18 protein-coding genes are annotated in these 26,574 nt (G+C 74.1%); 11 read left to right on the top strand and 7 right to left on the bottom strand.

The features are described 5' to 3' along the window. Positions 1-432: 432 nt before the first annotated feature. Entirely contained in the window at positions 433-2,082 is a 1,650-nt protein-coding gene (locus IF43_RS0120500) for an alpha/beta hydrolase (RefSeq protein ID WP_030202517.1), read from the top strand. Between the two features lie 205 nt (positions 2,083-2,287). Here the strand turns inward: IF43_RS0120500 and hemQ are convergent, their stop codons facing one another. Next, positions 2,288-3,001 (bottom strand): hydrogen peroxide-dependent heme synthase, encoded by a 714-nt coding sequence (gene hemQ, locus IF43_RS0120495; protein ID WP_030202513.1) that lies wholly within the window; start codon positions 2,999-3,001, stop codon positions 2,288-2,290. 69 nt (positions 3,002-3,070) lie between these two features. Then, on the bottom strand, positions 3,071-4,570 hold the full coding sequence (gene hemG, locus IF43_RS0120490) for a protoporphyrinogen oxidase (protein WP_030202511.1): 1,500 nt from the start codon (positions 4,568-4,570) through the stop codon (positions 3,071-3,073). Positions 4,571-4,761: 191 nt separating this feature from the next. Here hemG and IF43_RS0120485 point away from each other — a divergent pair, with 191 nt between their 5' ends. The 3 genes from IF43_RS0120485 (at position 4,762) to IF43_RS38170 (ending at position 11,116) form a co-directional block, all read left to right on the top strand. After that, positions 4,762-6,099 (top strand): DUF4349 domain-containing protein, encoded by a 1,338-nt coding sequence (locus IF43_RS0120485; protein ID WP_267884794.1) that lies wholly within the window; start codon positions 4,762-4,764, stop codon positions 6,097-6,099. Positions 6,100-6,160: 61 nt separating this feature from the next. After that, on the top strand, positions 6,161-7,543 hold the full coding sequence (locus tag IF43_RS0120480; protein ID WP_030202507.1) for an FAD-dependent oxidoreductase: 1,383 nt from the start codon (positions 6,161-6,163) through the stop codon (positions 7,541-7,543). Between the two features lie 69 nt (positions 7,544-7,612). Then, positions 7,613-11,116: an NACHT domain-containing NTPase gene (locus IF43_RS38170; protein ID WP_051795690.1), complete on the top strand. Its 3,504-nt coding sequence runs from the start codon at positions 7,613-7,615 to the stop codon at positions 11,114-11,116. A 39-nt stretch (positions 11,117-11,155) separates the two neighbouring features. Here the strand turns inward: IF43_RS38170 and hemE are convergent, their stop codons facing one another. Next, positions 11,156-12,220, bottom strand: a complete 1,065-nt coding sequence (gene hemE / locus IF43_RS0120470) for a uroporphyrinogen decarboxylase (protein ID WP_030202496.1) — start codon at positions 12,218-12,220, stop codon at positions 11,156-11,158. 91 nt (positions 12,221-12,311) lie between these two features. Between hemE and IF43_RS0120465 the strand changes: the two genes are divergently transcribed. The 3 genes from IF43_RS0120465 (at position 12,312) to IF43_RS0120455 (ending at position 15,402) form a co-directional block, all read left to right on the top strand. Beyond that, a complete protein-coding gene (locus IF43_RS0120465) occupies positions 12,312-12,971 on the top strand; it encodes a DUF3000 domain-containing protein (RefSeq protein WP_030202495.1) in 660 nt (219 codons plus the stop codon). A gap of 312 nt (positions 12,972-13,283) precedes the next feature. Then, the gene (locus IF43_RS0120460; protein WP_030202492.1) at positions 13,284-13,946 is read left to right on the top strand and encodes a response regulator transcription factor; all 663 of its coding nucleotides are present in this window, start codon (positions 13,284-13,286) and stop codon (positions 13,944-13,946) included. 175 nt (positions 13,947-14,121) lie between these two features. Then, positions 14,122-15,402, top strand: a complete 1,281-nt coding sequence (locus tag IF43_RS0120455) for a ribonuclease D (protein WP_030202490.1) — start codon at positions 14,122-14,124, stop codon at positions 15,400-15,402. A gap of 28 nt (positions 15,403-15,430) precedes the next feature. On the opposite strand, the gene IF43_RS0120450 is transcribed toward IF43_RS0120455, so the two are convergent. After that, positions 15,431-16,606, bottom strand: coding sequence for an alpha/beta fold hydrolase (locus tag IF43_RS0120450; protein ID WP_030202488.1), 1,176 nt, complete (start codon positions 16,604-16,606; stop codon positions 15,431-15,433). A 329-nt stretch (positions 16,607-16,935) separates the two neighbouring features. Between IF43_RS0120450 and IF43_RS0120445 the strand changes: the two genes are divergently transcribed. The 4 genes from IF43_RS0120445 to IF43_RS36630 all read left to right on the top strand — a co-directional run bounded on the left by IF43_RS0120445 (position 16,936) and on the right by IF43_RS36630 (position 23,104). Further along, on the top strand, positions 16,936-18,156 hold the full coding sequence (locus IF43_RS0120445) for an acetyl-CoA C-acyltransferase (protein ID WP_030202483.1): 1,221 nt from the start codon (positions 16,936-16,938) through the stop codon (positions 18,154-18,156). Then, positions 18,153-20,291 carry a 3-hydroxyacyl-CoA dehydrogenase NAD-binding domain-containing protein gene (locus IF43_RS0120440; protein ID WP_030202482.1) on the top strand — a complete coding sequence of 713 codons (2,139 nt, stop codon included), beginning with the start codon at positions 18,153-18,155 and terminating at the stop codon, positions 20,289-20,291. Before IF43_RS0120445 ends, IF43_RS0120440 begins: the two co-directional genes overlap by 4 nt. 143 nt (positions 20,292-20,434) lie before the next feature. After that, on the top strand, positions 20,435-21,481 hold the full coding sequence (locus IF43_RS0120435) for a hypothetical protein (RefSeq protein WP_030202479.1): 1,047 nt from the start codon (positions 20,435-20,437) through the stop codon (positions 21,479-21,481). A 105-nt stretch (positions 21,482-21,586) separates the two neighbouring features. Further along, positions 21,587-23,104 carry a serine/threonine protein kinase gene (locus IF43_RS36630; protein ID WP_051795688.1) on the top strand — a complete coding sequence of 506 codons (1,518 nt, stop codon included), beginning with the start codon at positions 21,587-21,589 and terminating at the stop codon, positions 23,102-23,104. Positions 23,105-23,177: 73 nt separating this feature from the next. On the opposite strand, the gene IF43_RS0120420 is transcribed toward IF43_RS36630, so the two are convergent. The 3 genes from IF43_RS0120420 to IF43_RS0120410 form a co-directional block, all read right to left on the bottom strand. Then, positions 23,178-24,791 (bottom strand): glycosyltransferase family A protein, encoded by a 1,614-nt coding sequence (locus IF43_RS0120420; protein ID WP_051795686.1) that lies wholly within the window; start codon positions 24,789-24,791, stop codon positions 23,178-23,180. Positions 24,792-24,912: 121 nt separating this feature from the next. After that, a complete protein-coding gene (locus IF43_RS0120415; RefSeq protein WP_030202472.1) occupies positions 24,913-25,737 on the bottom strand; it encodes a hypothetical protein in 825 nt (274 codons plus the stop codon). Then, on the bottom strand, positions 25,734-26,573 hold the full coding sequence (locus IF43_RS0120410; RefSeq protein WP_063753371.1) for a rhamnogalacturonan acetylesterase: 840 nt from the start codon (positions 26,571-26,573) through the stop codon (positions 25,734-25,736). The genes IF43_RS0120415 and IF43_RS0120410 overlap by 4 nt, the downstream gene beginning before the upstream one ends. Position 26,574 lies beyond the last annotated feature (1 nt).

Genomic DNA, 26,574 nt, shown 5'->3' with positions numbered 1-26,574 from the left:
CCCTGGCCTTCGGCCACCCCTGGCCCGGGCCTGCCTCCGGTCCAGCCTGCCACCCCTGTCAAGCGCCTCCCCCACACACCACGGGACCCACCAGGCACCGCCAAGGATGTGGTGGCCGGGGGGCCGGTCCGCACCGGAGTCACTGGCACTGGCACTGGCACTGGCAGTGGCCGGGGGGCCGGTCCGCACCGGAGTCACTGGCACTGGCACTGGCACGGATCCGGTGCCGGGGGGTGCGAAGGCTGGTGTCGGCGGTCGACGCTGACGCTTCGTCAACGGGTGCGGCTGGCCCAACGGGGGCTATCCGGGCCGACACCCGCGCCGCCTCCTTTACTTCGGCCATCCGTCCCCCAAGCATCCCTTTATCCGATTTACGGATGTTGTGGATGATCCGGACCAGTGGGATGTGAAGGGGCCGCCGCCATGCGGGACATGCGGGAACTCGTCCGATACGGAGTGACCGCCACGGTCCTCGCCCTGAGCCTGTGCGCGCCCGCCCCAGGGCCCGCCACGGCCGCTGCCGGGCCGGCCGCCGGTGCGGCCGCACCCGGCGCCTTCGCCGGCACCCCCGAGCAGCGGGGCGCGGCTCTGGTCGCCAGGCGTGCGGCCACCGCCGGGCTCGCCTTCAGGGCCTGCCCGCGCGTCGAGCAGTTGCCGCCGACGGTGCAGTGCGCGCTGCTGCGCGTTCCGCTCGACTACGCGCGGCCCGACGGCAAGCAGATCTCCCTGACCGTCAGCCGGGTGCGGGCCACCGGCGAACGCTCCCGCCGTCAGGGTTCCCTCGTCTACAACCCGGGCGGCCCGGGCGCCTCCGGCATGTACTTCCCCGTCGTCGGCATGCTGCCCGAGTGGGATCCGGTCACCGCGGTGTACGACCTGGTGGGCTACGCCCCGCGCGGGGTCGGCCGCTCGGCCCCGTTGTCCTGTCAGGACCCGAAGCAGTTCGGCCACGCGCCCACGCAGACCCCCCGCGCTCCCGGGGCGGCGTACAAGCGGCAGCGGATCGCGGCCGCGCGGGCGTACGCGCGCGGTTGTGCCCGTGCGGCCGGGGCGGCGCTGCCGTACTACAACTCGCTCAACAACGTCCGCGACCTGGACGTCCTGCGGGCCGCCCTGGGCGACCGGAAGCTGACCTTCATGGGCGCCTCGTACGGCACGTACTTCGGCGCGCTGTACGCCACGCTCTACCCCTCGTACGTGCGCCGGATGGTCTTCGACTCCGTCGTCAACCCCGATCCGCGCGGCATCTGGTACCGCAACAACCTCGACCAGTCCCTGGCGTTCGAGGGGCGCTGGCGGGACTTCCGGGCCTGGGCGGCCCGCCACGACGACGTCTACCACCTGGGCAGGACCCCGGAGGCGGTGCTGGCCTCGTACGAGAAGGTCCGCGCGGCCGTCGCGAAGCACCCGGCCGGCGGGACGGTCGGCACCGGCGAGCTCCAGGCGGCGTTCCTCAAGACCGCCTACTACGACGACTACTGGGCCCCGCGGGCGGGCGCGCTGAGCGCGTACCTGGCCGGCGACGAGTGGGCGCTGGCCGCGCAGGCCGGACCCGACACGGCCTCGGCGGTCGAGGAGGAGAACGCGACGGCGGTGTACACGGCGGTGTTGTGCAACGACACGGCCTGGCCCGGCGACTGGGCCGTCTGGGACCGGGACAACACGGCCCTGGCGCGCCGGGCCCCGTTCGAGACGTGGGACAACGTCTGGACGAACCTGCCGTGCGCGTACTGGCCGGCGAAGCGGCAGCAGAAGATCGACGTCCGGGTGCTGCCGAAGGCGCTGCCCCCCACCCTGATCGTGGCGGCGGAGCGGGACGCGGCCACGCCGTACGCGGGGGCACTGGAGCTGCACCGGCGGCTGACCGGCTCGGCGCTGGTGACCGAGCGCGGGGCCGGCTCGCACGGGGTGGCCGGCGGCCGGAGCGCGTGCGTGGACCGGCACGTGCGGGAGTACCTGCTGAAGGGTGCCCTGCCGGCCGGGCGGCGGGCCGACTGCGCGCCGCATCCGGAACCCGCACCGGTGTCGCTGGACGACCGGGCGGCAGCACCCCGTACGGGCATGCTGCCGCCGGCCGTCTGAACTTCCGGGGCGGGTCCGGCTGCGTCGTTTCGGGGGCGGACCCCCGAGGTGCGGACCGGAGTGCGGCTGGCCTCAGGTCCGTGACCGGAGTGCGCAGGCCCTCCGGTCCTTCACCGGAGTGCGGCTGGCCTCCGGCGTGGTGCCGGAGGCGGTCCACCTCCGACCACCGGGGGCCCTGGCCCCCGGTCCATCCCCCCTGGGGAGGTCAGGCGAGTCCGGCGACCAGGTCGGCGACGGACTTGCGGCGTCCGGTGAAGAAGGGCACCTCTTCACGGACGTGCATACGGGCTTCGGAAGCGCGCAGGTGGCGCATGAGGTCGACGATGCGGTACAGCTCGTCGGCCTCGAAGGCCAGCAGCCACTCGTAGTCGCCCAGCGAGAACGAGGCGACGGTGTTGGCGCGGACGTCCGGGTAGCCGCGGGCCATCTTGCCGTGGTCGGCGAGCATGCGGCGACGGTCCTCGTCCGGCAGCAGGTACCAGTCGTACGAGCGCACGAACGGGTAGACGCTGACGTAGTCGCGGGCCACCTCGTCGGCCAGGAAGGCCGGGATGTGCGACTTGTTGAACTCCGCGGGGCGGTGCAGCGCCATGTTCGACCACACCGGCTCCAGGGCGCGGCCCAGCTTGGTGCGGCGGAACAGGTTGTAGGCGCCCTGCAGCTCGTCCGCGGTCTCGGCGTGCCACCAGATCATGACGTCGGCGTCGGCGCGCAGGCCGGAGACGTCGTAGGTCCCCCGGACGGTGATGTCCTTCGCGGCGAGCTGGTCGAACAGCTCCTGCACCTCTTCGGCGAAGCCGGAGCGGTCCTCGGGGAGCACGTCCTTGAGCTTGAAGACGGACCACAGTGTGTAGCGAATGACCTCGTTGAGGTCCTTGGCCTTCTTCCCCGCGTTGGGGATCTTCTCTGGTGCAGTCATGTGCCTATTGTCCCGTGTCCGAATCAGTGCTCCGCGCCAGGGTGCCCCTGAGCTGCGGGAGGGTCCGTATCAGGGCTGCCGCCGAGCGGCCGGGCGGTCGGCCAGGCCGTCCGTGACGGCCCGTGCGGCGGCTTCGGCACTGGCGATGCAGGCGGGGATGCCCACCCCGTCGTACGGCGCCCCGCACACCGCCAGACCGGGCAGCGCGGCCACGGCCGCGCGGATCCGGGCCACCCGGGCGAGGTGGCCGACGGGGTACTGGGGCAGGCCGCCGTCCCAGCGCGTCACGGTGGCGGCCACGGGCCGGGCGGCCAGGCCCACCGCTGCGCGGAGGTCGGCGAGGGAGGCCTCGACCAGTTCGCCGTCCTCGCGCTTGAGGTCGCCCTCGTCGCCGTACCGGCCCACGGACGTGCGCAGCGCGAACAGCTCGGGGTCGGCCTCGCCGGACCAGCCCCACTTGTTGCCGGAGAACGTGGACGCCTTGATCGTGCGGCCGTCCGCGTGCGGGACGAGGAAGCCGCTGCCGTCCAGGCCGGCGGGCAGGTCCGCGCGCCGGAGGACCATCGTGACCAGGGCCATGGAGGCGTACTCGACCTCGCGCAGCTCGGCCGCGGCGGCCGGGGCCGGGTCGGCCAGCAGCCGGGCGGCCGGGCCGGCGGGGGTGGCGAGGACCACGGCGTCGGCGTCGAGGACCTCGGAGCCCGCCGGGGCGGCGGTGGTGACCCGCCAGCCGCCGGCGGGGGTCCGGGCCAGTCCGGTGGCCGCGGTGCCGGTCAGGACGCGGGCGCCGGCCGCGCGCACGGCGTCGGCCACGGCCAGCGGGAGCCGGCCGACGCCGCCCGCGATGCCCTGGAAGACCGGGCCGGTGGCGGCGGCGCCGATGACGCCGGTACGGGCGGCCGCGGCGGCGTCGCCCTGGGCGGCCCGCACGGCCTCGCCGAGCGTGGCGTGGGTGCGGGCGGCCGCGTAGAGGGCGGGGACGGCGGCGCGCAGCGAGATGCGGTAGGCGTCACCCGCGTACACGCCGCCGAGCAGCGGTTCGACGAGCCGGTCCACCAGCTCGCGGCCGACGCGGGCGGCGACGTACGCGCCGACGGCGATGTCCTCGCCGACCTCGGTCGCGGGCAGCTCGGCGTCCTGGGCGACCCGGCGCAGGCCCTCGGCGGAGAGGATCCCGGCCTCGCGCAGCACCTCGGTGTCGGCGGTGACGCCCATGACGCTGCCGCGCGGCAGCGGCCGCAGCGCGCCGCGGGTCCACAGGGCGGCACTGGCGGTGGCGGGCGGCTGGAGGGCGTCGCCGAGGCCGACCTCACGGGCCAGGCCGACGGCCTCGGGGCGGCGGGCGAGCAGCGACTCGGCGCCCAGGTCGACGGGGATGCCGGCGAGTTCGCCGGCGTGCAGCTTGCCGCCGAGCCGGTCGGAGGCCTCCAGCAGCGTCACCCGCGCGCCGGTGCCGACCAGCCGGTGCGCGGCGGCGAGTCCGGCGATGCCGCCGCCGATGACGACGACGTGCGCGGCGTGCGCGGCGCCGTTCCCGTCCGTGCTCGTACCCGTGTCCGCTTCGTGCATGGGCCCATCGTCTCATCCGCCCGCTCGGGCCCCGGTTCCCGTACCGAGGCCGTTCCGTGACCGGTTCGGAACGGGTGGGGCGCAACCCGGGCCGTGCGGTGGTACGTCGAACCGGCGACGACGTGATCCGGACACCACGGTCCGGACGGCACACGAACCTTGGGGGTGGCCCGATGCGGGCAGTCCGTACGGTGGGACGACGACGTACCGCCACGGCGGTGGCGGCCCTGTCCCTGGCAGGGGCCCTGGCGCTGACCGGGTGCGGGGCGAACGACTCCGCGACGGGGTCGGCCAAGGACGGGTACGCGGCCCGGCAGGGCGCCGAGAACGCCGCCCCGGCGCCGGCGGGGGCGGGCGGGGCGGGCGCCTCGGGGTCGTCCGGGTCGTCCGGGTCGTCCGGGTCGTCCGGGGCGTCCGGGGCGTCCGGGGCGTCCGGGGCGTCCGGGGCGTCCGGGTCCTCGGGCGGCTCCTCGGGGACCTCCGACAAGGGCGGCAGGGCACCCGCCGTACGGGCCCGGATCATCCGTACCGCGCGGGTGTCGATCGAGGTCAAGGACGTCCAGCGGGCGCTGGCCGCGGCCCGGGCGGCGGCGGTGGACGCGGGCGGCTACGTGGGCAACGAGTCCACGCGCCGCGAGGACTACGGCAAGGAGGGCGAGCCGCTGCGCGGGGCGATCTTCTCCGAGGTCACGCTCCGGGTGCCGGTGGACCGCTTCGACGCGGTACTGGCCTCCCTGGAGGGCGGCGGCCGGCTGCTGAACCGCAAGGTCGACGCGCAGGACGTCACGCAGCAGGTGGTGGACGTCGAGAGCCGGGTCAAGTCGCAGCAGGCGAGCGTGGCGCGGGTGCGGGAGATGATGGACCGGGCCTCGCAGCTGAGCGACGTGGTCATGCTGGAGGGTGAGCTGAGCCGCCGTCAGGCGGAGCTGGAGTCCCTGCTGGCGCAGCGGGACGCGCTCAAGGACCAGACCTCGCTGGCCACCATCACGCTGACGCTCTCGCAGCCCGGCTCCGAGTCGCCCGCGCCGGAGCGGGACGACGAGCCGGGCTTCACCGACGCGCTGGCCGGCGGCTGGGCGGCCTTCACCGCGGTGGTGCGGTGGATGGTGCTGGTGCTGGGCGCCGTACTGCCGTTCCTGCTCACCGCGGCGCTGATCGCGGCCGTCGCGGTGGGCGTACGGCGCGTGCGGCGCGGCCGGACCGGCGGCGGGGCCGGGGGGCCCGCGGCGGTTCGGGGCGGCGCGGCGGCGGACCGTCGGGTGGCGGACCGGCCGCTGGCAGACGGCCGAGTGGCGGAAGGGCCGGTGGCGGACCGGCCGGGGGCGGGCGGGCCTGACGCGGGGTCCGGGGACGCCGGGCCCGACGCGCCGTCCGGGCCGGCGGGCACGGCGGGTCCGACGGGCACGGCGGGCACGACGGGTCCGACGGGCACGACGGGTCCGACGACGCCGAAGTCCGTCCCCGAGCCGCGGGCCGGCGACCGCGCCGACATCCCGGAGCCCCGTTCCCCCGAGCCGCCGCGCGACTGAACGCCCTTGCGGACGTAGCGTGTTCCCGGACGGGACACGGACGGGCGGAAGGAGCGGCGCGATGGCGGCGGAACGGCTGGTGGTCGTCGGGGGCGACGCGGCGGGGATGTCCGCCGCGTCGCAGGCCCGGCGGCTCAGGGGGCCCGAGGACCTGGAGATCGTGGCCTTCGAGCGGTCGCACTTCACCTCGTACTCCGCGTGCGGGATCCCGTACTGGATCGGGGGCCAGGTGCCCGAGCGGGACGCGCTGGTCGCCCGTACCCCCAAGGAGCACCGGGACCGCGGCATCGACCTGCGCATGCGGACCGAGGTCACGGAGCTGGACCTGGCCGGGGGGCGGGTGCGGTCACGGGACCTGGAGGACGGGCGGGAGGAGTGGACCGGCTTCGACAAGCTGGTCCTGGCCACCGGCGCCCGCCCGGTCCGCCCCCGGCTGCCCGGGCTCTCGGCGGCCGGGGTGCACGGGGTCCAGACCCTCGACGACGGGCAGTCGCTGCTGCGGACGCTGGACCGCACGGAGGGCCGCCGCGCGGTCGTCGTCGGCGCCGGGTACATCGGCGTGGAGATGGCCGAGGCGCTGGTGAACCGGGGCTACGAGGTCACGGTGCTGCACCGGGGGCCCCAGCCCATGGCCACCCTCGACCCGGACATGGGCGGGCTGGTGCACACGGCGATGAACGCCATGGGCATCCGCACGGTGGCCGGCGCCGAGGTCACCGGCGTCCTGACCGACGCCGACGGCCGGGCCCGGGCGGTGGCCACCGCGGCGGGCGAGGAGTACCCGGCGGACGTGGTGGTCCTCGGCATCGGCGTCGAACCGCGCACCGCCCTGGCCCGCGCGGCGGGCCTGCCGCTGGGCGAGTCGGGCGGGCTACTCACGGACCTGTCGATGCGGGTGCGCGGGCACGGGAACGTGTGGGCGGGCGGGGACTGCGTGGAGGTCCTGGACCTGGTCTCCGGCCGGCACCGGCACATCCCGCTCGGCACCCACGCCAACAAGCACGGCCAGGTCATCGGGTCGGGCGTGGGCGGCGGCTACGCGACCTTCCCGGGGGTGGTCGGCACCGCGGTCAGCAAGGTCTGCGACCTGGAGATCGCCCGCACCGGGCTGCGGGAGAAGGACGCGCTCGCGGTGGGGCTGCGCTTCGTGACCTCCACCATCAGCTCCACCACCACCGCGGGCTACTACCCGGGGGCCACCGAGACGACGGTGAAGATGCTGGCCGAGCGGCGCACCGGCCGCCTCCTCGGCGTCCAGATCGTCGGCGGCGCCGGCTCCGCCAAGCGCGTGGACATCGCGGCCGTCGCCCTGACGGCCGGCATGACGGTCGACCAGGTCGTCTCCCTCGACCTCGGCTACGCCCCGCCCTTCTCCCCCGTCTGGGACCCGATCCTGGTCGCCGCCCGCAAAGCCGTCCACGCGGTCCGATCCGCGGGGGTGTGACCCCGGCCCGGCGGGGGAAGCCAGCCTCGTACGCGCGGGGCGGACGTGGCAGGCGAGGGGGTGGCGGGGATGCGGCGCGTGGTCCGGATCCTGGGCAGTGCGGCGCTGACGGTCGCGGTCGGCGTGGCGGTGAACCAGATCCTCAACGGCGGGGAGCTCAGCGGGCCGTGGCTGTACGTCTCGCTGGCGGTGGCGGTCCTGGCGTTCCTGTACTCGGAGGGGCCGACCGCCGCCGCCCGGGCCCGCGGCGTCCGCAACAGCCGTCGGATCTACCTACGGCAGCTGCGGGCGAGCGTCCAGGACATGGAGACGGTGGGCATCGCCACACACAGCGAGTTCGTGCTGCGCATGCACCAGGTGTACGTCGACGTCAGCCTGGCTCCCAAGACGGTGCAGGCAGCCGCCGTAGCCCCGTACCTGGGCACGGTGCCCGACGAAGAGGGTGCGGCCCCCGGCACGCGCCGCACCCTCACCTCGGTCCTCCAGGACGCCGAGCAGGCAGACGCGACGCGGATCCTGGCCGTGATCGGCGGCCCCGGGTCGGGCAAGACCACGCTGGCCCGCAGCACGGCCCTGGCCCTGTGCGAGCACGGCAGGCGGCCGTGGGCGCGGCGGCTGCCGGTGCTGCTGTACCTGCGCGACCACGCCGCGGCGCTGCTGGCCGACGAGCCGCCGCCGCTGGCAGAGGTCGCGGTCACCGCCGGCTGGCTGGAAGGAAAGGTGTCCGCCGAGTGGCTGGCCCGCCGGCTCGACGCCGGCCGGTGCCTGGTGCTGCTGGACGGCCTCGACGAGGTCGCCGACCCGGCGGACCGCAGCCGCGTGGTGGCCTGGGTGGTCCGGCAGAAGCAGCGCCACCCCCGCAACCTCTACGTGGTGACCTCACGCCCGCACGGCTACCACTCCAACCCGCTTCCGGGAGCGGAGGTGCTCCAGGTGCGGCGCTTCACCGGTGACCAGATCTCCCGCTACCTGCACCAGTGGCACTACGCGATGGAGGCCCGTGCCCGGGCGCTGACCCGGCGCGAGGCGCAGGGCGCCGCGGACGGTCCCCTGACCCGGCTGCGCACCCGCGCCGACACCGACCGCCACGTACGGGCGGCCGCGGACCGGAGCGCGCGAGACCTGCTGGCCCGCCTGCGGGCCCAGCCTGCGCTGTACGACCTGGCCTCCAATCCCCTCCTCCTGACGATGATCGCCAACGTGCACCGGTACGCCGGTCAGCTGCCCGGCAGCCGGGCCGAGCTGTACGCGGAGATGTGCGACGTCCTGCTCCATCGTCGGTACGAGGTGCGCGGCCTGCGCGACGGCACCGGCCTGACCGGTCCGCACAAGCAGCACGTCGTCCAGCACCTCGCCCTGGCCATGATGCGGGCCCGGGTCCGGGACTGGCCCGCAGCTGACGCCGCCCAGGCGATCCGCCGCCCGCTGCGCCAGGTCCCCGGCGGCGTGACCCCCGAGGTGTTCCTCGAAGAGGGCCGCAAGAGCGGTCTCCTGGTCGAACGCGACCACGGCCTGTACGGCTTCGCCCACCTGACCCTCCAGGAGTACCTCGCCGCCGCTCTCCTCAGCACCCCCCGCGCCGACACCGGCCTCCTGACCGCGAACGTCGGCGACCCGTGGTGGCGCGAGACCCTCCTCCTGTGGTGCGCCGGGAACGACGCCACGGACGTCATCACCGCGTGCCTGGACTCCGGCACGGTCCCGGCCCTGGCCCTGGCCGCCGACTGCGCCGACCAGGCCAGGACGGTCGACCCCGCCGTCCGCGACCGCCTCGAGGCCCAGTTGGCCCCACCCGGCCCCGACCAGCCCTACGACTCCGACCGCGAACGGCTGCTGGCCGGCATCCATGCCACCCGCCTCCTGCGCGAGACCATCCCGCTGGGCGGGTCCAGCGCCCTGTGCACGCGGCCCGTGCCCGTTGCCCTGTACAGGTTCTTCGTCCGCGACGAGGAGGCGGCCGGACGAAGCCATCGGCACCCCCTCACGCTCGGGCGAGCAGGTGGGGACGACGGCGGCGCGGTCGCGGTCGCGGTCGGGATGCACGCCGGGGACGCCGAGCGCTTCGTCACCTGGCTCAACTCCGTCACCGGAAGCTCCGCTTACCGTCTGCCCAGGCCGGAAGAACTGTCCTCCCCCCAGGCACCGCCCTCACCTGACGAGTGGGCCGCGTCCGAGGACCTGGAGGGGCCGGTCACAGCGCTGGCGTCCGTCCTGGAGCTCCACACCGTTTGGGCCCAAGACGGCACACGCACCGTCCTGCACCAGCCGCCGGCCGTCCGGTGGCCCTTCGCGGTCCGATCCGACCACCTCGGGGCCACCGCCACCGCCGACCGCCTGGAGGCCGGCAGCTGCCTGCGCGTCCTGACTGCGACACCCCGACACCGCGATCGCCTGGCAGGCTGGGCCGCGGTCCTCGAAGAGGCTTTCGCACGTGCCCCCGAGTTGTCCGGCGATCCCAGCCTGGCTCCCCTGGCACACGTTCTCGCCCTCTGCGTCTCGCGCACCCTCACCGGCAACCTCGACCTCGCGCGGCTCGCCGCCGGGGTCGGCCGCGAAGCCCACACCCTCACGATCCTGCACGTGCTCGCCCGGGCGGGGCTCGCACTCGAACGTTCCGGCGCACGCGTCAACGCTTTCCGCGACCTCGCGGGCCCCGCCCACGACCTTGCCCTCGTCGTCCCGCCCGACACGTCCGCTGACGACGCCACGGCAGACTTCGCCCGCTGGATCCTCGACATCGAGGACGCCCTCGGTCGCGGTCGGTCCCTCGACGTACCGGGGCTCGAGCTCGGCCCGGCTCGGGAAGACGATCCTCGCGGCCTCGCGCAGGACCTGGCCACCGCCCTGGACGAGGCGCACGCCTTCGGTCTCGTCAGCGGAACCAGATCGGCCCCGGACCTGGCCGGCGAGCTGGACCCCGGGGTGTTCGGCGCACTCGCCAACGACATGGGCGACCCCGTCGACCCCGATCTGGACCTCGACTCCGCCATCGACGCCGCCCTCGACCTCGCTCTGGCCGCCCACGACCGCACGCTGGACATCGCTGTGCGGGCGCACCGCGTCGTGGCAACCAGGGGCGCATGGATGCCCTCCTCCGGTGGGGAGACGCCCACCCTCGCGGGCCTCGACGACGCCATGGTGTCCACCAGGCCCTCGGCGTTCTCGCCCCTGCCCTGGATCCCCGAGGATCCGGTCGACACCCTACGCCGCGCCCACGAGAGTCTCCGGGCAGGCGGACCTCCCATCGCCGCGTCGTTGCTGGAACCACTGGCACTCCTGGTCGGCCGCTGCCTGGAGCCCCTGTCCGCCTTCCGCGACCGGCAACTCCCCTGGGACGGCCGGATCCTGGCCCGCATACGCTTCGCCCTCAACGCGGTCACGGCTGTCCTCTACCACGTCTGCGAGTACAACCTCACGGAGACCACGCTCCTGGAACAGACCTGGCTGAGCCTGGTCGCACAGGACGCGCCCGCGGTGGCAGGCGGGCCGGCCCCCAACCAGATCCTCATGATCGTCCGCGACGAGGGAGGTGGCCGCGGCCCGAACGCGGACGTCCGCCCCTCCAGGGCGTGACCCCGGCGGAGCGGACGTGGCGGAGGCAGAACGGCGCGGTCAGCGCTGCGTCGACGTGTGGACGTAGTCCACGAGGCGTGTCAGGGCGTCCGGGTCGGTGGTGGGCAGGACGCCGTGGCCGAGGTTGAAGACGTGGCCCTCCAGGCCGGACGCGGCGGCGAGGACCTCGTCGGTCTTGGCGCGCACCGCCTCGGGGGTCGAGAAGAGGACCGCCGGGTCCAGGTTGCCCTGGAGTGCCTTGCCGGGGCCGACGCGGCGGGCGGCCTCGTCCAGCGAGACCCGGTAGTCGACGCCGACGACGTCCGCGCCGGCCTCGCCCATCAGGCCGAGGAGCTCGCCGGTGCCCACGCCGAAGTGGATCCGCGGGACGCCGTACGAGGCGACGGACTCCAGGACCTTCGCCGAGGCCGGCATGACCGAGCGGCGGTAGTCGGCCGGGGCCAGGGCGCCGACCCAGGAGTCGAAGAGCTGGACCGCGGAGGCGCCGGCCTCGATCTGGACCTTCAGGAAGGCGGAGGTGATCTCGGCGAGGCGGTCGACGAGGTCGGCCCACAGCTGCGGGTCCCCGTACATGAGCGCCTTGGTGTGCTCGTGGTTGCGGGACGGGCCGCCCTCGACGAGGTAGCTCGCGAGGGTGAAGGGCGCGCCGGCGAAGCCGATCAACGGCGTGCTGCCGAGTTCACCGGTGAGCATGCCGATCGCCTCGGTGACGTACGGGACGTCGTCCGGGGTGAGGTCGCGCAGCTGTGCGAGGTCGGCGCGGGTGCGGATCGGCTGGGCGACGACCGGGCCGACACCGGGCTTGATGTCGAGGTCGATGCCGATGGCCTTCAGCGGGACGACGATGTCGCTGAAGAAGATCGCCGCGTCGACCTTGTGGCGGCGGACCGGCTGCAGCGTGATCTCGGTGACGAGGTCGGGGCGCATGCAGGACTCGAGCATCGCCGTGCCCTCGCGGACCTGGCGGTACTCCGGGAGCGAGCGGCCGGCCTGGCGCATGAACCACACGGGGGTGTGCGGCACGGGTTCGCGTCGGCACGCCTTGAGGAAGGCGGAATCGTACGTCTGGCTCGGCTGGCCCGCGGGCCTGTCAATGGCGCTCACGGTCCAAATCTTCGCACGTATGAAGAAGTGGCCGCCCCGGGGCGGGTGTCCTTGCGCTGAACGGGCCCGCTCTCCGCCTAGTCTTCCCCGCATGGCTGCGGCTCAGGGACGATTTTCAGATGGCGCGGAGGGAGCCGGCGGCATGGGCGGCGCGACGGAGGGCTCGGTTCCGCTCCCGTTCCGGCGGGCGGTCGACGGCTTGCGCAGGGCGCGCCTGCGCCCGGGGGTCGAGGTCGACCCGACCCGGCCGCCGCAGCGGCTCGCCCCGCACGCGTACGCCCTGGAGGCGGCGGTCGTGGAGGGCGAGGACGATCTGGCCGACGGGCGGCTGATCCTGCTGCACGACCCGGCCGGGCACGAGGCCTGGCGCGGGACCTTCCGCCTGGTGACCCTGGTCCGGGCGGATCTGGAGCCGGAGATGGCGGCGGACCCGCTGCTGCCGGAGGTGTGCTGGTCCTGGCTGACGGGCGCACTGGAGGCGCGCGGGCTGACGTACGGGGAGGCGGGCGGGACCGTGACCCGGGCCAGCTCGCACTACTTCGGCGGGCTGGCGGAGCGCCGGCCGGCGACGCAGATCGAGATCCGGGCGTCCTGGACGCCGCGCGAGGGCGTGGGCGGCGTACCGGACACGGCGGCCCACCTGTCGGCGTGGTGCGAACTGCTGTGCCAGGTGGCGGGGCTGCCGCCGGCCGGGCCCGCGGACACGGCGGTGGTGTCCCTACCGCAGCGGCGCGGTCCGCACCACCCGTAGGGGTACACCTCGGGTCGGCCGCACGTCGTACGCGGCCACCCGCAACGGTGCGCGCCGTACCACCCGTAGCGGTGACCGCGAACCCGAGCGAAATGCCCACGAAGCGTCAAAACGGCGCGCCCGCTGCGGCCTTCTGATCGCCCGATGATCGATCGCTCGTCCGAATTGCCCGAATTGTTACTCACCAAATCGTGATCATTCCCTAAAGCCGGGCGGGTGACGTGCCGAAGGAGGAACCAGTGACCATCCGCACGGTCCGCACCGGCTTCTTCCCCGAGCCGGCGCCGTCCCGCCACTCCCCCAGGAGGCCTGGTGTCCGTTCTTCTCGAGCAGCCCGCAAGCCTGGTCGCCTACCGTCCGAACAAGCCGACGGCCATGGTCGTCGTGGCCGACCCGCGCGTCCGCTCCACCGTGACCCGTCACCTGTGGGCCCTCGGAGTACGTGACGTCATCGAGGCCTCGTCGATCGCCGAGGCCCGTCCCCGGGTCGGCAGCCCGCGCGACATCTGCGTGGCCGACGTCCACCTCCCCGACGGCTCCGGTCTCACCCTGCTCTCCGAGACCCGCGCCGCCGGCTGGCCCAACGGCCTGGCCCTGTCCGCCGCCGACGACATCGGCGCGGTGCGCAACGCCCTCGCGGGCGGCGTGAAGGGCTACGTCGTCACCGGTACGCGCACCAACATCGGGCTGCCCACCCGGCCCGGTGCCGCCCCCATCGGCTCGGCCGCCGCCCGGATGCACCGCCGCCCCCCGGGTGCCCCGAGCCACCCGGGCGGCTACCGCGAGCTCTCCGGCCGCGAGGTCGAGGTGCTGCGCCTGGTCGCCGAGGGCCAGTCCAACAAGGCCATCGGCGTCTCGATGGGGCTGTCCGCCCTGACCGTCAAGTCCCACCTCGCCCGCATCGCCCGCAAGCTGGGCACCGGCGACCGCGCCGGCATGGTCGCGGTGGCCCTGCGGACCGGGATCATCCACTGACGGCGGGGGCCGTCATACGACGGTCGGGACCTCCCGCGGCGGGGGCCCGCACCGTTCCGGACCGACCGGGCGGCACGGCCCCGCCCATGCCGTACCAACGCCGTATGAACACCACGCGCCCGTCGACGGAACGTTCCGGCGACGGGCGCGTCGTCTGCCCGGATACCCTTGACAGGTGACCGACGCCCAAGAGACCGCAGCAGCGGCACTGCGCACCACCACCGGGGGCGGCCCCCCGGACGACGGAGTCTCCTCCGACGGGCTGCCGATTCCCTTGTTGGAGCCACGCGAGGGGATCCCCCCGGTCGTGGCGGACGAGGCGGGCCTGGCCCAGGTGATCGCGGCCTTCGCCGCCGGCACCGGACCGGTCGCCGTCGACGCCGAGCGCGCCTCCGGCTACCGCTACGGCCAGCGCGCGTACCTCGTGCAGCTGCGCCGCGAGGGGGCCGGCTCCGCGCTGATCGACCCGGTCGGCTGCCCCGACCTGTCCGGGCTGGGCGAGGTGCTCACCGGGACCGAGTGGATCCTGCACGCCGCCACCCAGGACCTGCCCTGCCTGCGCGAGATAGGCATGCTGCCCACCACCCTGTTCGACACGGAGCTCGCCGGCCGGCTGGCCGGCTTCCCCCGCGTCGGACTCGGCGCGATGGTCGAGAGCGTGCTCGGCTACGCGCTGGAGAAGGGGCACTCCGCCGTCGACTGGTCCACCCGGCCGCTGCCCGAGCCGTGGCTGCGGTACGCCGCGCTCGACGTCGAGCTGCTGGTGGACCTGCGCGACGCGCTGGAGAAGGAGCTGGACCGGCAGGGCAAGCTGGAGTGGGCCCACCAGGAGTTCGACGCCATCGCCGCCGCCCCGCCCGCGCCGCCCCGCAAGGACCCCTGGCGGCGGACCTCCGGGATGCACAAGGTGCGCCGCCGCCGGCAGATGGCGGTGGTGCGGGAGCTGTGGACCACCCGTGACCGCATCGCCCAGCGGCGCGACGTCTCCCCGGGCAAGGTGCTCGGGGACGCCGCCATCGTCGAGGCGGCGCTCGCGCTCCCCGTGAACGTGCACGCGCTGTCCGCGCTGCCCGGGTACGGGCAGCGGATGGGCCGGCGCCAGCTGGAGCAGTGGATGGCGGCCGTCGACCGGGCCAAGGCCCTGCCGGACTCGGAGCTCCCGCAGCCCGGGCAGACCCCGAGCGGCCCCCCGCCGCCGCGCTCGTGGGCGGAGAAGGACCCGGAGGCCGCGGCCCGGCTGTCCGCGGCCCGGGCCGCCGTGTCGGCGCTCGCGGAGCGGCTCAAGCTGCCCCAGGAGAACCTGATCACTCCGGACACCGTGCGCCGGCTGTGCTGGGAGCCGCCGCAGCGGGTGGCGGCCGACACGGTGGCCGAGGCCCTCACCGGCTACGGGGCCCGGCCGTGGCAGGTCGAGCAGGTGACCCCGGCCCTGGTCAAGGCCCTGGCGACGGCCTGAGCCCCGCAGCGTCTCGCCCCGTGCGCGCCTACACGGGCCAGGGCGAGACGCTGCCTCCCTTGTCCACGTACCAGCTGCCGCTGGTGCGCCCGAACACGGCGTTCTGCTTGAGCCACTGGTGCGACATCTTGTGCAACGTGGTGCGCTGGGCCTCCCAGGGCCACTGGTGGCTGGCGCACGCCACCTTGAACAGCAGTTTGTCCGGGCCCGCGACGGCCTTGTACAGCTCGATGACCGACAGGCCGTTGGTGGTCACGGTCTTGTCGAGCTCGCCTACCACGAGGCACACGGGGACCGGGCCGCCGAGCACCCCGTGCAGGGGCGCGGTCTTCTTGTTCCAGCCCCACCAGAAGGTGTTGCGCTGACGGCTCAGCCCTTCCGGCTTGCCGTTCGGCAGCACCTTGCCCCAGTCGCGGCCCTTGTCGTCGCTGTCCATCATCACCTGCCAGACGAGGTCGACCGCGTACGGGTCCTTCTGGTCGGGGCAGGTGGCGTCGACCTCGTTCTGCCAGGCCGCCTCCAGCCCGGCCTTCGTCCCGAGGCCCATGGGGAATCCCCACTGGGCCGCCGGCGTGGACAGGGGCAGCGGGGACGGGGCGCCGAAGTCCGTTCCGGCAGCGCTGTCCGGGCCGTCCGGCTTGAAGACCGGCCCCTGGAGCATGAGGCTGCGCACGTTGTCCGGGTACTGGATCGAGTACGGACCCAGGGCCATGGCGGCGGCGGAGTTGCCGATCATGTCCACGGCGTCCACGCCGTGGCGGTTCTTGATGAACGTGACGACCGTGTGGACCTCGTCCCAGTCGGTCTGGGAGTTGCCCAGCTGATGGGGGTAGCCCACCGGGCAGTCGGCGGTCAGCGGCAGGTTCGGGGTCAGGGCGCGGGCGTGGTGGGCCGGGTTGGCGTTGCACGGGGTGTGCATCTCGGGCCGGGGTGAGCGGCCCATGCCCTGGAGGTCCATGAGGAAGACGTCGTAGCCGGTCTTGGCCAGCTCCTGGGCCCAGCTCCGGTCGCCGGCGCCGGTGTCGTAGATCGCCAGGACCGGGATGGTCCGCCCGTGCAGCATCAGCACGCAGCGGCGCTTGTGCGGCGGGGTGTTCTCCGGGGTCCCGTCGTACTCGCGCACGAACAGGTTCACCATCCGGTCCTTGTTGGCCGGGACGGACGACCTGTGCGGCACGGCGTGGTCGATGGGGTCGGTGGGCATGGTGGCTCCTTCGCTGCGGCGCGGGCCGGCGGGCTCCGGCCTCGGCCCAGAATCCGCCCCCCGCCGCCCGCCCCGGTGGGACTGGCGGGAGGGCCGGTCGATCAGACCCCTTCGGGGCGCCCCGCTCGGCCGACCGGGCGGGCGCGCGCCGGGGCGTGCCGGGGTCGTGGGGCGGGCCGCAGGTGTGACCTTCGCCGCTCCCGGGGCTGGGACTGTGCACATGGGTTACCCGCAAGTAGCATGGCGGGGTGAGCGCTCGCTCAGCCGCGACGGCTGAGGGCGGGCGTTCCCGCGCAGCAGTGCCATCCCGCACCTGGAGGAGAGCCAACGTGCCTCGTACCGTCAGGGACGTCGTCTTCGTCGACGGCGTCCGCACCCCGTTCGGCAAGGCGGGCCCGAAGGGCATCTACCACGAGACCCGCGCCGACGACCTCGTCGTGAAGGCGATCCGGGAGCTGCTGCGCCGCAACCCCGGCCTCGACCCCAAGAAGATCGACGAGGTCGCCATCGCCGCGACCACGCAGATCGGTGACCAGGGCCTGACCCTGGGCCGCACCGCCGGCATCCTCGCGGGCCTGCCGCAGTCCGTCCCGGGCTACTCCATCGACCGCATGTGCGCCGGCGCGCTCACCGCCGTGACCGCGGTCGCGGGCGGCGTGGCCTTCGGTGCGTACGACGTCGCCGTCGCCGGTGGTGTCGAGCACATGGGCCGCCACCCCATGGGCGAGGGCGTCGACCCGAACCCGCGCTTCGTGTCGGAGAAGCTCGTCGACGAGTCGGCCCTGTTCATGGGCATGACCGCGGAGAACCTGCACGACCGCTACCCGACCATCACCAAGCAGCGCGCCGACGAGTACGCCGTGCGCTCGCAGGAGAAGGCCGCCAAGGCGTACGCCGACGGCAAGATCCAGCAGGACCTGGTCCCGATCTCGGTGCGCCGCACCAACGCCGAGGCCGGCGAGACCGGCTGGGGCCTGGTGACCTCCGACGAGCCGATGCGCCCGGGCACCACCCTGGAGTCGCTGGCGAACCTCAAGACGCCGTTCCGCGTGCACGGCCGCGTCACCGCGGGCAACGCCGCCGGTCTGAACGACGGCGCCACCGCCTCGCTGATCGCCTCCGAGGACTTCGCCCGGGAGAACAACCTCCCGGTCAAGATGCGCCTGGTCTCCTACGCCTTCGCCGGCGTCGAGCCCGAGGTCATGGGCTACGGCCCGATCCCGGCCACCGAGAAGGCCCTGGCCCAGGCCGGCCTGTCGATCTCCGACATCGGCCTGTTCGAGATCAACGAGGCCTTCGCCGTGCAGGTGCTGGCCTTCCTGGAGCACTACGGCATCGCCGACGACGACGCCCGCGTGAACCAGTACGGCGGCGCGATCGCGTTCGGCCACCCGCTCGCCTCCTCCGGCGTCCGCCTCATGACGCAGCTGGCCCGCCAGTTCGAGGAGCAGCCGCACGTCCGCTACGGCCTGACCACCATGTGCGTCGGCTTCGGCATGGGCGCGACGGTCATCTGGGAGAACCCGCACTTCGAGGGAGACGACAAGTGAGCACCACCGCTGAGCTCCTGAAGGGCGCGGCCGAGCTGTTCCCGGACGAGGTCGTCACCCAGGCGCACGTCCGCCACCTCGACCTGCCGTACGGCGCCGGGCGCTTCGCGCTCATCACGCTGGACAACGGCTTCGACCACACCAAGCCGACCACCTTCGGCCCCCAGTCGCTGGCGAACCTGAACGCCGCCCTCGACCAGGTCGAGAAGGAGGCCGCCGAGGGCGCGATCACCGGCGTCGGCCTGACCGGCAAGCCGTTCATCTTCGCGGTCGGCGCCGACCTCAAGGGCGTCGAGCTGCTGAAGGCGCACGACGAGGCGCTGGCCATCGGCAAGGGCGGCCACGACGTCTTCAAGCGTCTGGCGGGCCTGGCCGTGCCGACCTTCGCGTACTACAACGGCGCGGCGATGGGCGGCGGCGTCGAGGTCGGTCTGCACTGCACCTACCGCACCGTCTCCAAGGCGCTGCCGGCGTTCTCCCTCCCCGAGGTCTTCCTGGGCCTGGTCCCGGGCTGGGGCGGCTGCGCGATCCTGCCGAACCTGATCGGCGCGGAGAAGGCGATCTCGGTGATCATCGAGAACTCGCTGAACCAGAACAAGCAGCTCAAGGGCAAGCAGGTCTTCGAGCTCGGCATCGCCGACGCGCTCTTCGAGGGCGCCGACTTCCTGGAGCAGTCCCTGCTGTGGACCGCCAAGGTCCTCACCGGCGACGTCACCGTCGAGCGTCCCGAGGTCGACCGCGGCGAGGCCTGGGACCAGGCCGTCGCCAAGGGCCGGGCCATCGCCGACTCCAAGGTGCACGGTGCGGCCCCGGCCGCATACCGCGCCCTGGAGATCATCGAGGCGGCCAAGGACGGCGACCTGCAGAAGGGCTTCGACGCCGAGGACCAGGCCCTGGCCGACCTCATCATGGGCGGCGAGCTGCGCTCCGGCATCTACGCCTTCAACCTGGTGCAGAAGCGCGCCAAGCGCCCCGCCGGCGCCCCGGACAAGTCGCTGGCCCGGCCGGTCACCAAGGTCGGCGTCGTCGGCGCCGGTCTGATGGCCTCCCAGCTGGCCCTGCTCTTCCTGCGCCGCCTGGAGGTGCCGGTGGTCCTCACCGACATCGACCAGGAGCGGGTCGACAAGGGCGTGGGCTACGTCCACGCCGAGATCGAGAAGCTGCTCGGCAAGGGCCGCATCAACCAGGACAAGGCCAACCGCCTCAAGGCCCTGGTCACCGGCGTCCTGGACAAGGCCGAGGGCTTCGCGGACGCGGACTTCATCATCGAGGCCGTGTTCGAGGAGATGACGGTCAAGCAGAAGGTGTTCGCGGAGGTCGAGGCGGTCGCCCCGGCGCACGCGATCCTCGCCACCAACACCTCCTCGCTGTCGGTGTCGGAGATGGCCTCCAAGCTCCAGCACCCGGAGCGCGTGGTCGGCTTCCACTTCTTCAACCCCGTCGCGATCCTGCCGCTGCTGGAGATCGTCCGCGGCGAGCAGACCGACGACGCCTCGCTGGCCACGGCCTTCGGCGTCGCCAAGAAGCTGAAGAAGACCGCGGTCCTCACCAAGGACGCCCCGGCGTTCGTCGTGAACCGCATCCTGACCCGCTTCATGGGCGAGATCCAGAACGTCATCGACGAGGGCACCCCGGTCGCCACCGCCGAGAAGGCGATCGAGCCGCTCGGCCTGCCGATGTCGCCGCTGGTCCTGCTGGAGCTGGTCGGCCCGGCCATCGGCCTGCACGTCTCCGAGACCCTCAACCGCGCCTTCCCGGAGCGGTTCACGGTCTCCCCCAACCTGAAGGCGGTCGTCGAGGCCGGCAAGCGCGGCTTCTACGTCTACAAGGCGGAGAACGGCTTCAAGCCGGAGCTGGACCCCGAGGTCGCCGCCCTCCTCAAGCAGGGCGACACCGTCCTGACGGAGGAGCAGGTCCGCGACCGTGTCCTGGACGCCGTCGCGCAGGAGATCGGCCTGATGCTGGAGGAGGGTGTCGTGGCCGAGGCCCAGGACATCGACCTCTGCCTCATCACCGGCGCCGGCTGGCCCTTCCACCTGGGCGGCATCACGCCGTACCTGGACCGCGAGGGCGTCTCGGAGCGCGTGAACGGCAAGAAGTTCCTGGCCCCGGGCCTGGCGAGCGTCCCCGCGTAAGCCCCCGGTCCCCCTGGGACGAAGATCACCGGCTGCCCGCCCGTGGAACCGACCACGGGCGGGCAGCCGTCTTTTCCTATGATCGACTGCACGACGCAAGACCGCCGCGGGAGCACGCCACGCGGCCGGGGAGGGGACGCACCGTGGCCGCGACGAAGCCGAAGCGCCTGTCCCGGCGCGCCCTGCTGCTGACCGGAGGGTCCGCCGCGGTCGCCCTCTCCGGAGGCCTGCTCGCCGGCCGGAGGCTGCTCGGCGGCACCGCCCCGGCCCCCTCCACCGTGGTGGGCGGCTTCGACGCGGCCGCCACCCGCGAGGTGGTGGCCCCCACCGCGCTCGCCAACACCACCGTCGCCCAGTCGTTCGCGTTCGACTCCGAGCGCGGCGACCTGTACGCCGTGCAGATCGTCCAGGGCGGCCTGCGGCTCGCGGACGAGCCGGACCGGGTCCCGGCCGACGAACGCGGCCTGCTCGGCGACCTGTGCGTCACGCGCATCCCCGCGGACCGTACGGCACCCACGTCGATGTACCTCCGCGGCTTCGGCCACGGCGTCTCGATGGGCGTCCAGCCCACCCGGTCCGGCGCCTTGCTGTGGGTCGAGTCGGACGCCGACCCGAAGACCGGGTACGGGCGGGCCGTGACGCGGGTGGCGTTCCGGCCCGGCACGACCCTGGACAGCGGCCACCCCTCGGTGCGCCACCACCGGCCCGTCCCCGGCTCGTACGCGAACCAGCCGGCGTACGACGCGGTGACCGGACGGCTGATGGTCGCGTACCGGACCGGGAGCGGCACCGGCGCCCAGTGGTACGCCGTGTACCGGGCGGACGACTTCGCCGCCGGGCGGTACGACGAGCTGTACGCCGTCCGGGCGGCCGGCCGCACCTCGGACGAGACGTTCCAGGGCTGCGCGCTGTACGGCGACCACGTCTACCAGCTGACCGGCAACGAGTACACGGACGCCGACGGGGACAACCCGGCGGCCTCGGGCGGCAACGCCCTGCTCTCGGCGGTGGACCTGCGCACCGGCACGGTGGCCGGCCGGGCCCCCGTGACGGCGGCGCCGGACCTGACGTACCGGGAACCGGAGGGCCTGGCGGTCCTGGTGACGGACCGTCCCCGGCTGTGCGTCGGCTTCGCCACCGGCGCCGCCGGCGGCCGCCGCTTCACCGTCCACTCCTTCGCCCCGCTGTAGACCGCGCGCGACTGCCCCCGGCCGTGGCGCCGACCGGACCCACTGGGTAGTCTCCCCCGGACACATCGGGGGCTGCCGGGGGACGGCGGGGCGGGGGACGGGTTCGTGCAGGTGGGCGAGGCCCTGGAGGCGGGCGATCCGCGTCGGGCGGGGCGGTACGAGATCGTGGCGCGGCTCGGCGCGGGCGGCATGGGACGGGTGTACCTGGGACGGTCCCCCGGCGGCCGGGCCATGGCGATCAAGGTCGTGCGTCCGGACCTGGCGGACGACGAGCAGTTCCGGCGCCGGTTCGCGCGGGAAGTGGCGGCCGCCCGCCGGGTGAACGGCGTGTTCACGGCGGCCGTGGTGGACGCCGATCCCGAGGCCAGGCCGCCGTGGCTGGCGACCGCGTACGTACCCGGTGTGTCGCTGGACAAGGCGGTGGCCCTGCACGGCCCGTGGGCGCTCGCCCCCGCGCTCGCGCTGGCCGCCGGACTGGCCGAGGCGCTGGAGGCGATCCACGCGGCCGGGGTGGTGCACCGGGACCTCAAGCCGGCGAACGTGATGCTGTCGGCGGACGGTCCGCGCGTGATCGACTTCGGGATCTCGGTCGCGGGCGACGCCAGCGCGCTGACCGGGACCGGACTCACGTTCGGGACCCCCGGGTTCATGGCGCCCGAGCAGGTGCGGGGGCAGCAGGCGGGGCCGGCCTGCGACGTGTTCTCGCTCGGCGCGGTGCTGGCGTGGACCGCGACGGGGAAGTCTCCGTTCGGCTCCGGGACGCCGCTCGCGGTGAACTTCCGCGCCGTGTACGAGGAACCCGACCTCTCGGCCCTGCCGGCCGGGCTGCACGCCCTGGTGCGGGACTGCCTGGCCAAGGACCCCGACCGGCGGCCCGGGGTGGCGGAGGTGCTCGAGCGGGTCACGGCCGCGCTCGGCCGCCGGCCGGCCGAGCTCGCCCTCCCCGAGCGGTGGCTGCCCGCCCCCGTGGCCGACGCCGTCCGCACGTCCACGGCACAGGCCCGCACGGAGCCCGCCCTCGCGGAGCCGGCACCGCCCTCCGGGTCCGCGTCCGCGTCGGGGGCCGGGTCCGGGTCCGGGCCGGATCCCGGGCCCCGTACCCTCCCCCGTCCGGACGGGGGCACGGGCGGGGGCAGCTCACCGTGGCTGCGGCGGTCCGTCCTCGGCTTCAGCGCGCTGGTCTCGGTCGCGGCCCTGGTCGTCTCGGCCGTCGTCTACGCGAACGGGCAGCGGGAGGACCGGAACGGCGGTGCGGCGGGCGGCTCGGGACCGGTCTCCCCCACGTCCCCGCCCCCGGCCTCCACCTCTCCCTCCCCCTCGGCCGGGCCGGGGCCGGCCACGGTGCGGGTGGTCACCTTCGAGGACGGCCCCATCCGCAGCAGCCCGTCCCGCAACTCGGAGCGGCTGGGCACCCTGACAGCCGGCCCCCACGAGGTCTTCTGCCGCGCCCAGGGCGCGACGGTGACCGAGGACGGCGTCTACAACTCGTGGTGGCTGTGGACGCGGGTGCCGGGGACCGCGGAGAAGGGCTGGGTCTCCGCGTACTACCTCCACGGCGACGACCGGGCCGAGGCCGCCGACGGCTCCGACGTCCCCGACTGCGGTCAGGTCGCCCCGCTCTGAACTCCGCGGGGCCGCCCCGGTCAAGCGCCGGGGACCCGCACACCGCGGGACCGCCCAGCCGGAGCGGGCGGGCTCAGGCCCCCGGCAGCGGGCGGCGCTGGGAGGCCTCGACGGTGAGGTTCCCGGCGCCCTTGGTCCAGTAGAGGTGGCAGACGGTCTCCAGCCCGGAGTGGTCGGCGGGCGCCACCACCACGCCCTGCGCGGTCCGGTCCTGCACGGCGTCGGCCCGTACGGCGCCCAGCCGGACCTCCTTGACCACGCCCTGGAACGAGACCGCCAGGAACAGGTCCCACAGGCCCCCGGCGATGGGCCGGTACCCGTCGGCGGCGGCGAGGTCCAGCCGGGCCTCGAAGCCCGCCGAGCCCCTCTCGATGCGCGGCGAGGCCGCCCGCAGCTTCGGGGAGGGCGTGGTGAACACCCGGAAGCGGTACTCCGCGCCGGTGCGCCGCTCGCGCAGGATCACCTTGCTGTTGGGCGCCTTCGTGGGCAGCTGCTCGATGTAGCCGTGGCCGGACAGCCGGAGCACGGAGCCGGCCCACCAGACCTTGTTCAGGCGGTGCTTGGCCTTGAGCGTGCGGGTGATCTCGTACATCTCGTCCGGGACCCGCACGTCCTGGTCCCGGAAGAACGGGTACACGCGGTAGACGCGGCCGTTCTCGATCAGCTGCTCGGGCTTCTCGCGGTCGAGTTCGAACGCGATCAGCCGGTCGGCCTCCGCGAACCGGCCCTGGCGGATCAGCTCCAGGCGCACCGACAGCGGGCGCGGCAGCTTCTCGAAGACCCCCGGGGTGCCGTACGTCTCCAGCAGCTCGCGGCACTCGGAGACCACGTTCCAGCGCAGCTGCGCGTCGTCGCAGGCGCGGTAGGGCGCGCCGGTGGCCTTGCCGAGCTCCAGCTCGAAGTGGCGGGCCATGAGGTGGTCGCGGGCGGGGCCGGGCGGGACGCGCTCGGCGACCATGGCGATCATCTGGCGGGTCAGCATCATGCGGTCCGTCAGCGAGCCGTTGAAGCGGGAGGTGTTGACCCCGCCCACCCGCTTCGCCTGCTGGACGCAGACCATGTCGGCGACGACGCTGACCCGGTCGGCGTTCAGGTAGGCGAGGGCCGTGAAGACCTGGTCCTCGCCCATCCGCCAGTCGGTGGGGAAGCGCAGGTAGGCGCGTTCGACGAGGGAGCGGCGGAAGAGCTTGTCGGGGCTGAGCGACCAGTAGACGCGGGAGGCGTACGGGTCGGCGTCCGCGGCACTGCGGGTGAACATGGACGCGGCCACCTTCTGCCCGTCCAGGCCCGCCACCTTGCCGAGCACGACGTCGGCCTCGTGCTCGTCGGCGGTGGCCACCATGCGCTTCAGGGCGCCGGGCGTGAGCCGGTCGGTGCCGGAGAGGAAGAACAGGTGGCGGCCGGTGGACTGGTCGATCCCCGCGTTCCGGGCGTCCGCGGGCGTCTCCGAGGGCGGCAGGGCCGCGCACCGCACCAGGGTGGGGTACTGCGCGGCGAACTGCTGGAGCAGCTCGCGGGAGCCGTCCTGGGAGCCCCGGTCGAAGGCGAGCACCTCGACCCGGAATCCCTCCTCGACCTGCGCCAGCACCGAGTTGAGGCACTCGCCGAGGTGGCTCATGGCGTTAGCCGCGTCGACGATCACGCTGACGTCGGGCCGGTCCTTGGGGTGCGGGGGGCGGGGGTTCACTCGGAGGTCACCCAACTTCGTTGCCTACGGGGATACGGGAGGTCTCTGGAGCGCCGGTGCGGGCGGGGCCGCCGGGGCGGGCCCGGGGACACCGGGCGCCCCGGCGGCGGTGGCCCGGCGGTCAGGGCCCGGCGAGCGAGGCGGCCGGCCACGGCAGTTCGCCGCTGATCCGGGCCTGTCGCCAGGGGGCGTGGGCCGTGGTGCCGACGCCGTTGAACCCGGGCGGGGTCAGCAGGCCGGGGGTGGCCGACAGGTCGCCGACGTACACCACCACGGTGCCCTCGGCGCGCTCGCCCGCGGGGCCCTGGACGGCGTACGTGAACCGGTCGTAGCCCTGGCTGCCCGGTGCGGCCTGGTAGGCGAGGGCACCCTCGTGGGTGACCGTGACCTGGCCGGAGCGGGCCTGGGAGTGGCCGATGAGCGCGGTGCCCGGGGGCATGCCCTGGCGCACGTCGAGCAGGGCCGGCAGGTGCGCGGCGTGCGGCGGGACGTTCAGGGACCGGCCGGGGGCGGAGAAGCCGCGGATGCGGACGCCTTCGTCGGCGTGCGGCTCGGCCCGGAGCAGCTTGCGGGACTCCAGGCCGGGGACGGCGGCGGCCGCGGCCGGACGCAGCGCGGGCTCGGTGGTGCCGGGGCGGACCCGCAGGGTGAGGACGGCCGTCTCGGACCCGCCCGCCTGGGTGCGGACCCGGTACCAGCCGCGGTCGGGCAGGTACTCGGCGCCCTGGACGTCGAGCACGTCGGCGGCCCCGGCGAGGGAGTCCTCGGCGAGGTAGCCGTAGGCGTACCGGGCGCCGCGGGCGGCCTGGACGGTCAGGGCCAGCCGTACGGTCTGGCCGGGGGCGACGGAGGTCCTGGGGTGGGCCTCGGAGTGCACGGCCACCCGGGCCGCGTTGTCCGGGCGTCCGGGCTCCGCGACCTTCACGACGCTGAGAAGGTAGTTCACCGGGCAGCTCCCTGCGCGTCGGTGCCGATCGGGAGCGTGCCCTCGGGCAGCGGGGCGACCCGCTCCTTGGTGACCCTGTTGAACGTGTCGGTGTCCAGCCAGCCGATCTCGTCGGTGGTGAACTCCATGCGGTCCAGGCCCTGGACCCAGTGGGCCGGGACCAGGCCCTGGTCGCGCATCGCGCGGACCACGAACCGGGCGAACTCGACGGCGGCCTCGGCACGGCAGTGGGTGTCGTCCGCGCCCTTGAGGTTGGCCAGCGGGTTCTCGTACGGCTTCAGGTAGGCGAACAGCTCCTTGGTGGCGGCGGGGCCGATCTCCTCCCACCACTCCAGGCTCTGCGCGTACAGGTCGATCAGCGGGGTGGCGGTCTCCTCCGCGATCTCGCGCATCGCCATCGGGTAGAGGGTGAGGAAGCGCAGCAGGTTGTCGTGCTTGTCGTGCTTGCGGCGCTCGTGGGAGAGGACCAGGATCGGGTGCGCCTGGGCGTCGCGGGCCTGGCGCACCATGGTCCGCAGGTACTCCTGGTAGTCCTCGAAGGGCTCGGTGTGCAGGCCCTTCTCGGTCTCCCAGTCGACCTGCCCGAAGCAGATGACGATGTAGTCGCCGGGCCGGACCTGGTTCAGGATCCACTGGAAGCGGCCGCGGTCGTAGTAGCTCTTGGAGCTGGCCCGGGCCCGTGCGCAGTTGACGATCTCCACGTCGGGTGTGAGGAACAGGTGCATGCACTGGCCCCAGCCCGCCATCGGGAGGTAGTCGACCGAGCGCGTGACCACGGTGGAGTCGCCGGTGACGAACATCCGCCGGCGTGGGGTGTCGTGCCCGTACATCGTCATC

The organism is Streptomyces sp. NRRL S-87 (genome assembly GCF_000719335.1).
In the GTDB taxonomy this organism is placed as follows: domain Bacteria; phylum Actinomycetota; class Actinomycetes; order Streptomycetales; family Streptomycetaceae; genus Streptomyces.
Note: the sequence above shows the minus strand (reverse complement) of the source record. Positions and strands in the feature narration are given on the sequence as shown.

Bases quoted from the DNA above. Each gene is read 5' to 3' on its own strand.
- IF43_RS0120410 (WP_063753371.1), bottom strand. From the start codon at position 26,573: ATGACGATGTACGGGCACGACACCCCACGCCGGCGGATGTTCGTCACC.
- IF43_RS38170 (WP_051795690.1), top strand. From the start codon at position 7,613: ATGCGGCGCGTGGTCCGGATCCTGGGCAGTGCGGCGCTGACGGTCGCG.
- IF43_RS0120500 (WP_030202517.1), top strand. From the start codon at position 433: ATGCGGGAACTCGTCCGATACGGAGTGACCGCCACGGTCCTCGCCCTG.
- hemQ (WP_030202513.1), bottom strand. From the start codon at position 3,001: ATGACTGCACCAGAGAAGATCCCCAACGCGGGGAAGAAGGCCAAGGAC.
- IF43_RS0120480 (WP_030202507.1), top strand. From the start codon at position 6,161: ATGGCGGCGGAACGGCTGGTGGTCGTCGGGGGCGACGCGGCGGGGATG.
- hemG (WP_030202511.1), bottom strand. From the start codon at position 4,570: ATGCACGAAGCGGACACGGGTACGAGCACGGACGGGAACGGCGCCGCG.
- IF43_RS0120465 (WP_030202495.1), top strand. From the start codon at position 12,312: ATGGCTGCGGCTCAGGGACGATTTTCAGATGGCGCGGAGGGAGCCGGC.
- IF43_RS0120450 (WP_030202488.1), bottom strand. From the start codon at position 16,606: ATGCCCACCGACCCCATCGACCACGCCGTGCCGCACAGGTCGTCCGTC.